Origin of the sequence: Pseudomonas sp. MYb193, from assembly GCF_002966775.1 — a bacterium.
Taxonomy (GTDB): Bacteria; Pseudomonadota; Gammaproteobacteria; order Pseudomonadales; family Pseudomonadaceae; genus Aquipseudomonas; species Aquipseudomonas paracarnis.
Genome location: NZ_CP023269.1, coordinates 535,436 through 548,731, shown reverse-complemented (window position 1 = coordinate 548,731; position 13,296 = coordinate 535,436). Strand labels below are relative to the sequence as shown.

The window sequence follows — 13,296 nt, the reverse complement described above, 5'->3', positions numbered from 1 at the left end:
GCCGGGGCGGGAAACAGCTAAAGGGCGGGATTATAGCTTAAAAGCAGGGGGAAGCTGTTAGCGGCAAGCTCAGCGGATTATTGGAGTTCAATGCTACCGTCCGCGCTTTGCCGGTAGACCGTGTAGGGCAGCAGGAGCGTGTCCGTGATGCCCGAGAGCGGGATATCAATGAGCGTCCATGGCACATTGTTCACTACCACATCGCCGCGGGAGTTCGGCGGGCCATTCAAGATACACAGGTTATAAGTCACCCCGCTGTAAATACGGGGAACGGACTGACAATAGGTTTTATTGGCCTTGAGTGATCGAACTGTGGCGGCATCCTCGCGAAACGCGGTAGTAACAGTTCCGCAGCCAGCCATGGTTAATGCGATGCTCCCCAGCACCAGTAACTTCATGCTCGTTGTGCGCATGTTTTCGGCTCTTCTTTTTTGGAGGAACCGAAATCTAGCAGCTCCCGCTTCGCTAACCCAACGAATCAGGAGCCTACAGGCGCCGTCGCAACGCGTGGGAAACTTCCTGTTCCGCCCAGTGTTGTGAATTCGGAAAAAATCCAGGGGAGCCGTTAAACTGGCGGCATTTGCGCCTACGCCATTCAGTTGCGCTGCGCCACAGACCCGGCCCCCTCATGACATCATCCACTCCCTGCCGCCTTGCCCTGCTCTTGCTGGGCCTGTGCAGTAATGCCCAGGCCGACGATACGCCGCTGATACTTGACCCCAGCGTGGTCACCGGCTCGCGCAGCGCCAGCCCGACGTTCGATTTGCCCTATTCCGTGGACGGCATCAACCGCGAGCAGATCAGTGACGGCCAGCTCGGCATCAATGCCTCCGAAGCCCTGTCCCGCGTGCCCGGCCTGGTGGTGCAGAACCGCCAGAACTATGCGCAGGACCTGCAAATTTCTTCCCGAGGCTTCGGCGCCCGTTCAGCATTCGGCGTGCGCGGCATCAAGCTGATCGCCGACGGTATCCCCGCCAGTACCCCGGATGGCCAGGGCCAGGCCGCGACGTTCAACCTCGACACGGCCGAACGCATCGAAGTGCTGCGCGGCCCGGCGGCGACGCTGTATGGCAGCAACGCCGGGGGCGTGATCCAGATGTTCTCTCGCGACGGTGAAGGCCCGCCGCGTATCGGCGCCGAAACCCTGGTGGGCAGCGACGGCCTGAACAAGAACCACCTCAGCGCCGAGGGCACGGCGAATGGCGCCGGGTTTGTGCTCGACGCCTCGCGCATGGACACCAACGGCTACCGCGATCACAGCAGCGCGCGCCGCGACCAGACCTTCGCCAAGCTCAATGTCGAGCCCGATGACGACAGCAAGCTGGCATTGATCTACAGCAGCCTGGAGCAGAACGGTACGCAAGATCCACTGGGGCAGACCTGGGCAGCGTACAAGGCCGACCCGCGCTCGGTAAGCGCCAATGCGCTGAACTACAACACGCGTAAAAGTATCGATCATCAGCAATTGGGGATGAATTACGAGCGGTATTTCGGTGGCGCGACCTTGCAGGTCAATGCCTACACCGGGCGGCGCAGTGTGATTCAGTACCTGTCGATCCCCAAAGGCACGCCCGCCAACGAACGCGGCGGTGGCGTGGTGCAATTTGATCGAAAGTTCTACGGCGGCAGCGTGCGCTGGCTGCAGCCCATCGAAAGCGCGCCTGGCGAGCTGATGATCATTACCGGCCTGGACTTCGACCAAAGCGAAGACAGCCGCCATGGCTATCAGAACTACAGCGGCAATGCCCTCGGCGTGAAAGGCCAACTACGCCGCGACGAAATCGACACGGCTCGCAGCCTCGACCCGTATATCCAAGCCAACTGGGCCCTCGACCGCTGGACCCTGCAAGCCGGCGTGCGCCACAGCACGATGCAGATGGACGTTGACGATCAGTTCCTGAGCAATGGCGACGCCAGCGGCAACAAGACCTACCAGAAAAACACCCCTTCGATGAGCGTGATGTACGCGTTCACCCCCGACTTGCACGCCTACATCAGCGCAGGCAAAGGCTTTGAAACCCCGACTCAGGCCGAGCTGGCCTATGCACCGGGCAACGCCGAGGGCTTCAACTTCGGCTTGAAGCCGTCTGAAAGCACGCAATATGAAATGGGCGTGAAAGCGCAACTGAACAACACGCGGATCAACGCCGCCATTTTCCAGATCACCACCGAGGACGAACTGGTGGTGCAGCAATCCATCGGTGGCCGTACCAGCTACCAGAACGCCGGTCGCACATTGCGCCGCGGCTTCGAACTGGGTGTTGAAAGCCAGCTGAGCGACCACTGGAGCACCAGCCTGGCCTACACACGCCTGCACGCAACCTACGACAGCGACTTTGCCAGCGGCACCAACACCATCGACAAAGGCAACTACCTCCCCGGCGTGCCACAAACCACCCTGTTCGCCGAACTGAACTGGAAACCACGGGACTGGGTCAGCACCGCCATCGAAGGCATGTACCGCAGCAAGGTCTACGTAGAAGACACCAACCAACAACACGCCGCGCCGGCCTACAGCGTCTTCAACTGGCGCGCACGGTTTGAGCAGAAGGTAGAGCACTGGACCTTTCACCAGACCCTGCGCCTGGATAATCTGCTGGATCGTCAGTACGTAGGGTCGGTGATTGTGGGGGATGGCAATAACCGCTATTACGAAGCGGCGCCGGGGCGCTCGTGGTATGCGGGGGCTGGGGCGCAGTACCAGTTCTGAATGCAGCGCCTGGACGGGCGCCATCGCGGGCAAGCCCGCTCCCACATTTTGACCGCGTTCACAGATCAAGTGTGGGAGCGGGCTTGCACGCGATAGGTTTAACTGCCGACACCCGCCTCTTTGGGCAAGCGCTGGTCAATCACCCGATACAACGCACTGCCTTGCGGCCAGTTACGCATAAACCTTGCACGGTCTTTGGCATAGGCCGGCGCAAAGCTGGCAGCGGAAGAGTGCTGACACATCGCATCCAGATCAATCATCGCCCAGTGCCCGTCGTTCCAGAACAGGTTATGGCCTTTGAAATCCCCATGGCTGATGCGCTCGCGGATCAAGTCGGCAAACAACTGGTCCAGCGCCTGCAACTCGCTCTCGGGCGCCTCGCCGCTCTCCACATACGGCGCAAAGCGCTCGATGATGTCCGGCCCAGGCAGATATTCGGTGACCAGGTAGGCGCGGCTGCGCAACCACAGGAATCGTTTCTCCAGCACCGCCAGCGGCTTGGGTGTGGCGAAGCCCAGGAAGGCCAGGCGGTTGCCTTCGCGCCAGGAGTGCCAGGCGCGGCTCGGGCGCCAGAAGCGCTTGAGCCAATGGGCAAAACCCTTGATGTTGTAGCGCTTGATCACCAGCGGCCGGCCGGCCACGTCGACCTTGGCCACGCTCGCCGCGCCACCGGTCTTGTACAGGTGACCCTGGTCGAGCAACGCATCGGCCTGCTCAAGCACCGGCACCATGGCGGCTTCTTCTTCGCGGCGGATCGCACGCAAGCCAAAAGCGCCGCGCACCACACTGAACAGCGTGCATTCGCGGCCGGTCTTGTCCAGGTAGTCTCTCAAGCGCCAGGCGCTGACTTTACGCACCTGTTTTTCCAGGGCTTGCATTGGCAAGGCGTGTTCGCCGTTGGCCAGCAAGTAATACACCAGCAACTCCTCGGTAAAGGGCTCGAGGTTTTTCGGCAGTTGGGCGAAGAACACACCGAGGTTCTCCAGCACTCGATTGCGCGATAGCGCCTTGCCCGCCGCTTCGACACGAATGCCGGCGCCATCGATCAGATACAGCTTGCCATCCTTGCGTAGCAAGTTGTCCAGGTGCAGGTCTTCTTGCCACAGGCCCTTGGCATGCATCTGGGCGATCGCGCCCAGCGCTTCGGCGAGCACAGCGGTTTGTTCATCCGCCAACGGCGGCAGGTTTTCGACGGCGAGCCAAGCGTCGGACAGGCTTTGGGCCCCCTCGATAAATTCAAACAGCAGCCAACCGCCCTCGCCGTCCTGCAAGCCATCGGCCAGCAGCAACGGCGTGGTCAGGCCTTGCTCAGCCAACAGACGCACACCCGCGAGCTCACGCTGAAAATGCCGCGCCGCCTTGCTGCCCACCAACAACTTGGCCAACACCGGGCGCCCCCGCCACACAGCGGCACCCACGTAGCGCTGCCCCGGCAACACCCGCAGCAGGCTCAGCAATTGCAATTGCCCAGGGCCGGCGGCATCCGCCAGGTCGAGGGTCAGTGGCAGGCTGGGGGTACGCCCAGCCGTTTTCAGCTCGGATAAACGCATCAGCGGTTCTCCTTGTGGCTGCGGCGCGCGGTCAGGCGCTGGTGCCAAGTCGACACCAGGGCACTGTCCTCGGGCTGCTCAAGGTACGCCGCCAGCAGTTGGCGCACCTGCGCATCCGACCATTGCGGCGCGCGGCGCAGCAAAGGTTCCAGGTCCTTGACCCGGTCACGCCAGCCGAACAACAGCGGGCGGGTTTTCTCCAGGTCGATCAACTGTGCGACATACCCCTCACCGGCAGGCTGCAGGAAAATATGCTTGGGGTAAAAACAGCCATGCACTTGCCCGACGCTGTGCAGATGACGCGCCAGCTTGCCGCACGCCAACAGGATCGCACTGTGCTGGGCTGCGCTCAATTGCGCCCACTGCTCCAGCAACGAATCCAGGTCATTCCAGCCATCCAGCGCACGGGTGAGCAGCATCGCCCGGCGCTCACCCTTGACCTTGCGCTCACCGAAGAACGCCGCTTGCAGGGCCGGGATGCCGAGCTTTCGATACAGGCTGATGTTGCGAAACTCGCGGGCAAAACTCGGCTCGCCAAACGGGCGGTGCAAGGTGCGCGTGAGGTAGTTGCTCTGGCGCTTGAGATAGTAACCCTGCCCCTCAAGCTCCAGGCGATACACGCTGCTCCAACCGTCGCCGCTGGTGTTCGGCTCATCCACCGCATCCAGTTGCTTGGCCCACAGGGCGTCGAAGGTCGCCAGGCCGTTGCGCTCAAGCAGAGCGCGGTCTTCAGCCGCCAGGAAGTCACTCATTCGCGTCCCTCGAAAAACTTCACCACATGGCGAATTCGCTGTTTGTCCGACGCGGTCAGGTGCGCGCGCTGGCGATATTGCAGGTAGAACCGCAGGCGCTGGGTGGCCGACAAGTGATACTTGGCGACTTTGTCCAGGCAGGCCAGGTCCTTGGTGATGCGGTACTTGAGCCAGAAGCCGCGCCAGAAATCACCGTTGGGGCAGTCGATCAGGTACAGGGTGCGCTGATCGTCCACCAGCAGGTTGCGCCACTTCAAGTCGTTATGGGTGAAGCGGTGATCGTGCATGGTGCGCGTGTATTCGGCGAGCTGGCGGCTGATGCCATCGACCCACCGGGGGTCTTTGAGGCGCTCATCGTGACGCTCGGCCAGCACCGACAGATCTTCGGTCTTGGGCAGCTCACGGGTGATCATGGCGCCACGGTTATAGGCCAGGCCCTTGCGGTCCAGGCCCCAGGCCACCACGTCGGCGGTGGGGATGCCCCACTTGGCGAAACGCTTGAGGTTCTGCCATTCGGACTTCACCCGCGGCCTGCCCAGGTAACGACGCAGGCCCTTGCCGGCACCTACGTAGCGCTTGACGTAATAATTGACCCCGCCACGCTCCACCCGAATCACTTCCGACAACGGGTCGCGGGTCAGCCGCTCGCCTTGCAAGGCGAACACCGCGTCCAGGCTTCCAAAGTCATCCGCCAGGGCGGCGTAGGCAGGTTCCAGATTCCAACCCGCCATCAGATCGCATCCCCGTATCGTTGTTTACGCGCATACAGCTTTGCTGCCATGCGTTCCAGCGCAGACAACAGCGCGGTTTGCTCCGCCAGTATCTGGCGCAGCGGCTGCTGGAAGTAGGCCTTGAGAAAACGCAGCTTGTCGCGCTGGGTCAAGCCGATCTCCAACGCGGAGTAATACAGGCCGGCCAAGTCTTTGTTGCGCCAGCGCACGGGGATCGTCGCACGCACCTGGGCACGGTGCAGGTCGATCACCGACAGCTTGAGGTTGTCGACGCTGATAGGCCGGTCGGTGTGCAGCAGGAAATGGCAGAGGTAGCAGTCACGGTGGTTGACGCCGCCCCGGTGCATCGCGCCCACGGTACGCGCCAGCTCAAGGGTCAAGGCATGCTTGATCGCCGGCACGGGCGGTTGCTTGACCCAGTCCAGGGTCAGGTCTTCCAGGCTGATGATGGGGGTCAGTTCCTGGGTGATGATGAACGAGTGCTGGTCGGCCGGGTTGCTGCCTTTTTCACCGAACGCCACGGCGGTCATGGTCGGTACGCCAAGCGCCTGCAAGCGCTGGATCGCCACCCACTCCTGGCCCGCGCCCAACACCGGTAATTTGGCAGTAACCAGGTTTTTGAGGATTTCGCCCCAGCCGATCCCACGGTGGATCTTCACAAAATAAGGCTGGCCCTCGACCACCGTACGCAACGTACGGCGAGCGGCCAGCTCGCGGAACACCTGGCCTTCCAGCTTCTCGACCTCGGCGAACGCATCGCGTCCGGCCCAGAGGGTCTTGAAGGGTTCGGCTAGAATCAACTTCATCGGTTTGGCTCCGCCAGAATCAGGTCCGCAGCGTACTGCGGCATGCTAAAGAGGTCGGCCGTCTCGGCGAAGGCCAGACCATTGCGACTCCAGGTCGCACGCGCTTGTGGGTCGTCGAGCATATCGACCAGATACTGGTTGAGCTGGGTTTGCTCGAACGGCTCGTCCAACACCCGGCCGCTCTGGGCCTTGTCGATGTAGAACGCATAGCCGCACACCTGGCTCACCAGTACCGGGAGGCCGGCGACCACCGCTTCGACCAGCACCATGCCGGCCGCCTCGTTGTACGCGGGGTGAATCAACAGGTCCGCCCCCAGCAGGAAACGCGGAATATCATTGCGGCCCTTGAAGAACTGCACCTGGTCGCCCAGGCCCAGCGCCGCGCTCTGCAATTGGAATACTTTGGGGTCGTCCTGGCCGATTACAAATAGCCGGGTGCGTTTCTTCAGCCGCGAAGGCAGGGCGGCCAGCGCCTTGAGGCTGCGGTCGACCCCCTTGGTCTTGAACCCCGAACCGATCTGCACCAACAGCAGATCATCCTCGGCCAAGCCGAATTCAGCGCGGAAATCGGCGCGGATCTCGGCGGCGTTCGGCGGCGCGCGGCGGTCGCGGGCAATACCCGGTGGCAACAGGTGAAAACGCTCGGCCTGGGTGCCGTAATACTGGGTAAACAGCTGTTGCTGATGCTCGGACAACACCATGATCTGCGTCTTGGCGTTTTTATCGAACACGGCGCGCTCGTATTCGGCAAAGTGCTTGTAGCGCCCGAACCAGCGATACATCGGGTTGCGCAGGGTCTGGGCCTTGTCCTCGAACACACCGTCGGCGGCAAAATACAGGTCCAACCCCGGCATCTTGTTGAAGCCCACCACGCGGTCCACCGGGCGCTTGGCCAGGTCGGCCTGGATCCAGGCGTAGAGCTTTTCGTTGCGACGGTGGTTGACCAAGGCCTTGACCGGCGCCACCAGCACCTCAAAGCCTGGCGGGATATCGCCTTCCCAGATCAGGGTGTACACCCGAATGCTGTGGCCGCGCTGCTGGCATTCCAGGGCGATGCGCATGAAGTCGCGCTGCAGGCCACCGAAAGGAAAGTACTTGTACAGAACAAAAGCCAGTTGCATCAGTGCTGCTCCTCGGCCAGTAACAACGTGCTCAGCCGGCTTGCGACACGCTCAGGGTTCAGACGCGTGAAGCACAGGGGCGACTCGCGGGCGATGTCGAACCGCCGCAGGTCGTCGGCAGTGGGTTGATAAGTGCACTGTTTTTGCAGGCAAGGCGCGCACGGCCAGTCGCTGGCCAAGTGAATCTGGCCTTTGCCGTAGGCACCGGTGAGGCCTGGGTTGGTTGGGCCGAACAGGGAAATGGTCGGCACGTCCAATGCCGCCGCCAAGTGGCCAAGGCCGGTGTCGACGGCCACGCAGGCACGGGCGCTCGCCAAGACACGGGCAACGCCCGCCAGGTTGAGCTTGGGCAACACTTCGGCGTTGGGCAGGCCGAGGGCCAGGCGTTCGGCCCGCGCCTTTTCGGCGGCGTTGCCCCACGGCAGCTTTACGTCCACGCCCAGGCGGCCCATGCGTTCGGCCAGCTCGCGCCAATAGGCTTCGGGCCAGTGCTTGGTGTCCCAGGTAGTACCGTGCAGCAGCAATACGAACGGTTTTTTCGGCGGCAGGCCGAGCAGCTTTTCAACGCTCAGGCCGTAGTCGCCCAGGCGTTGGGGCAGGTCGTAGCCCAGCGCCACGGCGAACAGCTGGCGCAAACGCTCCACCGCATGCTGCCCACGGGCCACGGCCAGGCGCCGCGAATAAAAGCGCGCAGCCAGAGGTTCACGCGCAGAATCTTTGTCGAAGCCAGCGATGGGCGCCCGCACATAGCGGGTCAGCCAGGCGCTTTTGAGCAAGCCCTGGGCGTCGATCACCAGGTCATATTTGGTCGACTGCACCGCCTGCTTGAAGCGCCGCCATTCGCCGCTCTTGACGGTTTGCCAGAGGTTCTTGCGCCAGCGGCGAATCGCTACCGGGATGACCTTGTCGACCGCCGGGTGCCAGGTGGGGATTTCGGCAAAGCCTTCTTCCACCACCCAGTCGAACCGAATACCGGGAACTGCTCGCGCTGCGTCGGTGAGGGCCGGCAAGGCATGGATCACGTCGCCCAGGGATGAGGTCTTGATTACCAGAACCCGCAACTCAATGAACCTCGACCACGTCGCCCTGCAAACGCTGCAAGGCATCGGTTACCGGCTGGGGCAGCAACTGGCGCAGGCAGTTGTAGTGGCCGAAGCGGCAGGTGCGGTCAAAACACGGGCTGCAATCCAGACCCAGGCGCACCACTTCGACCTTGTCGGCCAACGGCGGAGTGAAGCCTGGGGATGTGGAGCCGTACACGGCCACCAGCGGACGGTTCAGCGCCGCCGCCACATGCATCAGGCCGGAGTCGTTTGACACCACCGAGTCGGCGCACGACAACAGGTCAATGGCCTCAGCCAGGGACGTGTCGCCACTGAGGTTCACCGCTTCTTCACGCAGGCCGGGGATAAGGCGCTGGCGAATGTCTTCACCCACCGAATGATCGTTCTTGGAACCGAACAACCACACCTGCCAGCCTTCGCGGATCTTAGTTTCAGCGACTTTGGCGTAATGCTCCGACGGCCAGCGCTTGGACTCGCCAAACTCGGCGCCCGGGCACAAGGCCAATACGGGCCGATCCAGAGTGAGGCCGAACTTGGCCAGCGCCGCGTCACGGGTCACCGGGTCGATCTGCAAGCTGGGGCGCGGGTACGGCTTGGGCAGTTCAGCGCCCGGCTCGTAGGCCAAAGCCATAAAGCGTTCGATCATCAATGGGTAACGGGCTTTATCCAGGGTGCGTACGTCATTGAGCAGCACATAGCGAAACTCGCCGCGCCAGCCGGTGCGCTTGGGGATACCGGCAAAGTACGGCACCAGCGCCGACTTCAGCGAGTTAGGCAGCAGGATCGCCTGGTCGTACTGGCCCGCCATGGACTTGCCGATGCGTCGGCGGGTCGCCAACTCCAGGGCACCGTGGCCGAGCGGGAAGCTCAAGGCCTTGCGCACCTCGGGCATGCGCTCAAGGATCGGCCGGCTCCACTCAGGGGCGAGCACGTCGATCTGGCAGTCTGGATAGCGCAGGCGCAGGCACTGAAACAGTGTCTGTGCCATCACCATGTCACCGACCCAACTGGGCCCAACGATCAGAATATTCATGTAGTTTCCACAAACGATGCGGGGAGGCCTATGCCTCCCCGCCTCGATAATGACTGTAGATCGCGGTGCGCCAGGGAGCATCTTTATGTGGGAGCTGGCTTGCCTGCGATCGCATCACCTCGGTATCCCTGATAAACCGAGGCGCCTGCATCGCGGGCAAGCCCGGCTCCCACATTAATCCGCATCCCATATAAAAATTGGCGTCGCCAATCAGTCGAATTTCAATTTAAGCCCAGCACCTGCCAGATTCGCATCACCTGTCGCCGCTCGTCGGCGAACTGGTCCCCGGCTACCGTACCGGCCTCGTTCTGCAAAGCCTGGCGGTGCGCGGCTGAGCGGTAGGCCTTGTACACTTCACGCAGCAAATGGGCATCGGCGGCGGGCATCAGCCCGACCTGCTCCAGGCCCTCCAGAATGCGGATATTGTCGGTGTAGCGCAGCAACGATGGATGTTGCGCAGACCACGCCAAAGCCGCGTATTGCACCATAAATTCAATATCGACGATACCTCCGGCGTCCTGCTTGAGGTCGAACAGCGCCGTGGCCTCGAAGGCATTGGCGCCCCTGCCGGCCGTCGTGGCCTTGGTGCCCAGGTTGTCACGCATCTTGGCACGCATCTCGCTGACCTCCTGGCGCAGCTTCTCCAAGTCCCGCTCACGCCCCAACACGTTAGCCCGTACCTGCTCGAACGCCTGGCCCACGTCCTGGCTGCCCACCAGCACCCGTGCGCGGATCAGGGCCTGATGTTCCCAGGTCCAGGCTTCATTTTGTTGATAGCGATCAAACGCCCCCAGGGAACTCACCAACAAGCCGGATGCGCCGGAAGGTCGCAGGCGCATGTCCACTTCATACAACTGGCCGGAGTTGGTCTGGGTGGTCAGCAGGTGAATGATGCGCTGGCCCAGGCGTGTAAAGAATTGCGCGCCATCGATCGGCTTGGCACCGTCCGTCTCGGCCTGGGGGTCGCCGTCATGGATAAACACCAGGTCCAGGTCCGAACCATGCCCCAGTTCGATGCCGCCGACTTTCCCATAACCGACAATGATGAACCCAGGATCGCACAGGGTGCCGTCCAGGCGCTGTGGCGAGCCGTGACGGGCGACCGTCTGGCGCCAGGCCAGGGCCAGCACTTGTTCAAGAATCGCTTCGGCCAGCCAGGTGAGGTAGTCGCTGACCTTCATCAACGGCAGGCTGCCGGCGATTTCGGAAGCGGCCACCCGCAGGCGGTGCGCCAGCTTGAAATGGCGCAAGGCTTCCATTTGTTGCTCAAGGTCATCTTCGGGAATGCGCGTGAGGCGCTCGCGCAACTCAGCGGCCAGCTCCGGCGCCAGCGGCGGCTTGAACAAGCGGCCTTCGTTGAGTAATTCATCCAGCAACAGCGGGAAACGGGTGATCTGCTCGGCGATCCACGGGCTGGCTGCGCACAAGGTCAACAGGCGGCGCAAGGCGTCGGGGTTCTCGGTCAGCAACACCAGGTAGGCCGAACGCCGGGCCACGGCTTCTACCAGCGGCAATACGCGCTCCAGCACGAGGTCCGGGTTGGCATGTTCAACGGCCTGGGCCAGCAGGCGCGGGATAAACGCATCCAGGCGCTCGCGCCCAAGGCGCTGCATGGCGCGCAACTGCGGGCTGGCGCGCAGGCTGGCCAACGCCTTGAGGGCCTTGGGGGCATCGGTGAAACCGCCTTCACTCAGTTGGCGACACGCGGCGTCGTCATCCTGGGATTCCTCCCACAACGGCAGCCATTCACCACCGACCACCAATTCGCTTTCTTCGCCCTCTTCTTCATCAGGGTCGGCAATCACCTGGCGAAAGTGCCAGTCCACACGGCCACGCCAGTACATCAGGCGCTCGTGAAACGCGGCCCAGTCACTGAAGCCCAGCATAAAGGCAATGCGCGCCTGGTCTTCGGGGCTGTCCGGCAGCATTTGCGTCTGGCGGTCGGCAATCGCCTGGATCGCATGTTCGGTGTAGCGCAGGAACTCGTAACCGCTGCGCAGCTCGCTGATCACCGCTGCGGGCAAATAACCCTGGCCTTCCAGCGTGTCCAGCACGTTCAACAGCGGGCGTTGCTGCAGGCTGAGGTCGCGGCCGCCATGGATCAGCTGGAATGCCTGCGCGATAAATTCCACCTCACGAATGCCGCCCGCGCCCAGCTTGATATTGTCGGCCATGCCCTTGCGCCGCACTTCCTGCTGGATCAGTTGCTTCATGGTGCGCAGCGCTTCGATGGCCGAGAAGTCCAGATAACGGCGATAGACAAACGGGCGCAGCATGTCGAGCAGTTGCGCGCCAGCCGCCTGGTCGCCGGCCACCACCCGCGCCTTGATCATGGCGTAGCGCTCCCAGTCCCGGCCCTGGTCCTGGTAGTACTGCTCCAGCGCGTTGAAGCTGAGCACCAGGGCGCCGGCCGAACCGTAGGGGCGCAGGCGCATGTCGACGCGGAAGACAAAACCGTCGACGGTCATCGGGTCCAGGGCCTTGATCAGTTTTTGACCCAGGCGAATAAAGAACTCCTGATTATCCAGGGCGCGCTTCACGCCCACCGTCTCGCCGCCCTCGGGGTAGGCGAAGATCAGGTCGATATCCGACGACAGGTTCAGTTCCACCGCACCGAGCTTGCCCATGCCGAGGATGACCATGTGCTGTGCCTCGCCGCTGCGCGCTCCGGTCGGCGTGCCGAACTGGGCGCAGTGGCGCTGGTACAGCCATTGATAGGCCTGGTCGATGCAGGCGTCGGCCATGTCGGACAGATCGCGACAGGTTTGCACCAGGTCGGCCTGGCGTGTGAGGTCGCGCCAGATGATGCGCACCTGCTGGCGCGTGCGTTGGCGGCGCAGCACGCGGCCCAGTTCATCTTCTGTTTCGGCCTGTTGCACCGCACCGGCTATCTGGCTGCATAGCTCGCCGGGCGCAAAGCCGCGGTCCAGCTCGCCCCAGGCCACCAGCTCCAGCAACATCAAAGGGTCACGAACACTCTGTTCAATGACGAAATCACTGGCGGCGCACACGCGGGCGAAGTCGGCCCACCGTTGCGGCGTCCACGCAGAAAGGCCATGATCGTCATCCAGCGCGGCCACCGCGTCACGAAATGACTGCTCGGCCCGGTTGGCGTAAGGCAACAGAATGGCCGGCAGTTCGGCCAGCGTTGGAAGGCTCATGGTCTATCCTTGATCGGCGTGTAAATGGCGTGTAGTTGTGAAGGCAAGAGCCATGCTCGGTGAAGGACTGTCGAACAAAGGTTAGAAATAGCTGAAATTAAATTAATCTTGGCAGGCAACATCAAAGTTTCACCTTTTCTTGTTCGCAATAGACCAACAATAACGATTATGCTCACCAGCAAGACCGAGCCATACGCTCAGTCTTGTGTAGTTTTACTACTCGTATATACATTCGAAAGGCTGAAATGGCCGACGATTTGTAGTAAAACTACAGGACGCCGAAGCAACCTTCGGCCATCCAAGAATTTATGTCGTCTGCCCACAAGGCCAGTCGCAAACTTCAGGCAACCGATTCTGGTAGCCTTTCC

At 62.2% G+C, this 13,296-nt stretch carries 10 protein-coding genes; 1 reads left to right on the top strand and 9 read right to left on the bottom strand.

Annotated elements, in window-relative coordinates:
- Positions 1–77: 77 nt before the first annotated feature.
- On the bottom strand, positions 78–413 hold the full coding sequence (locus CLM72_RS02405) for a YceK/YidQ family lipoprotein (RefSeq protein WP_105225528.1): 336 nt from the start codon (positions 411–413) through the stop codon (positions 78–80).
- A gap of 215 nt (positions 414–628) precedes the next feature.
- Here CLM72_RS02405 and CLM72_RS02400 point away from each other — a divergent pair, with 215 nt between their 5' ends.
- Positions 629–2,710 (top strand): TonB-dependent receptor, encoded by a 2,082-nt coding sequence (locus CLM72_RS02400; RefSeq protein ID WP_105225527.1) that lies wholly within the window; start codon positions 629–631, stop codon positions 2,708–2,710.
- Positions 2,711–2,808: 98 nt separating this feature from the next.
- Here the strand turns inward: CLM72_RS02400 and CLM72_RS02395 are convergent, their stop codons facing one another.
- From CLM72_RS02395 to glnE, 8 genes are all read right to left on the bottom strand, one after another.
- A complete protein-coding gene (locus CLM72_RS02395) occupies positions 2,809–4,260 on the bottom strand; it encodes a lipopolysaccharide kinase InaA family protein (RefSeq protein WP_105225526.1) in 1,452 nt (483 codons plus the stop codon).
- Positions 4,260–5,012: a lipopolysaccharide kinase InaA family protein gene (locus tag CLM72_RS02390; RefSeq protein WP_105225525.1), complete on the bottom strand. Its 753-nt coding sequence runs from the start codon at positions 5,010–5,012 to the stop codon at positions 4,260–4,262. Before CLM72_RS02390 ends, CLM72_RS02395 begins: the two co-directional genes overlap by 1 nt.
- Positions 5,009–5,743, bottom strand: a complete 735-nt coding sequence (locus CLM72_RS02385; RefSeq protein ID WP_003187993.1) for a lipopolysaccharide kinase InaA family protein — start codon at positions 5,741–5,743, stop codon at positions 5,009–5,011. Before CLM72_RS02385 ends, CLM72_RS02390 begins: the two co-directional genes overlap by 4 nt.
- Entirely contained in the window at positions 5,743–6,549 is an 807-nt protein-coding gene (rfaP, locus tag CLM72_RS02380; protein WP_014716628.1) for a lipopolysaccharide core heptose(I) kinase RfaP, read from the bottom strand. Before rfaP ends, CLM72_RS02385 begins: the two co-directional genes overlap by 1 nt.
- The gene (locus tag CLM72_RS02375) at positions 6,546–7,670 is read right to left on the bottom strand and encodes a glycosyltransferase family 4 protein (RefSeq protein ID WP_105225524.1); all 1,125 of its coding nucleotides are present in this window, start codon (positions 7,668–7,670) and stop codon (positions 6,546–6,548) included. Before CLM72_RS02375 ends, rfaP begins: the two co-directional genes overlap by 4 nt.
- Positions 7,670–8,731: a lipopolysaccharide heptosyltransferase I gene (waaC, locus tag CLM72_RS02370; protein WP_105225523.1), complete on the bottom strand. Its 1,062-nt coding sequence runs from the start codon at positions 8,729–8,731 to the stop codon at positions 7,670–7,672. The genes CLM72_RS02375 and waaC overlap by 1 nt, the downstream gene beginning before the upstream one ends.
- 1 nt (position 8,732) lies before the next feature.
- Positions 8,733–9,767, bottom strand: coding sequence for a lipopolysaccharide heptosyltransferase II (gene waaF / locus CLM72_RS02365; RefSeq protein ID WP_060764898.1), 1,035 nt, complete (start codon positions 9,765–9,767; stop codon positions 8,733–8,735).
- Between the two features lie 221 nt (positions 9,768–9,988).
- Complete coding sequence (gene glnE, locus CLM72_RS02360; protein ID WP_105225522.1) at positions 9,989–12,928, bottom strand: bifunctional [glutamate--ammonia ligase]-adenylyl-L-tyrosine phosphorylase/[glutamate--ammonia-ligase] adenylyltransferase; 2,940 nt, start codon at positions 12,926–12,928, stop codon at positions 9,989–9,991.
- Between the last annotated feature and the right edge of the window lie 368 nt (positions 12,929–13,296).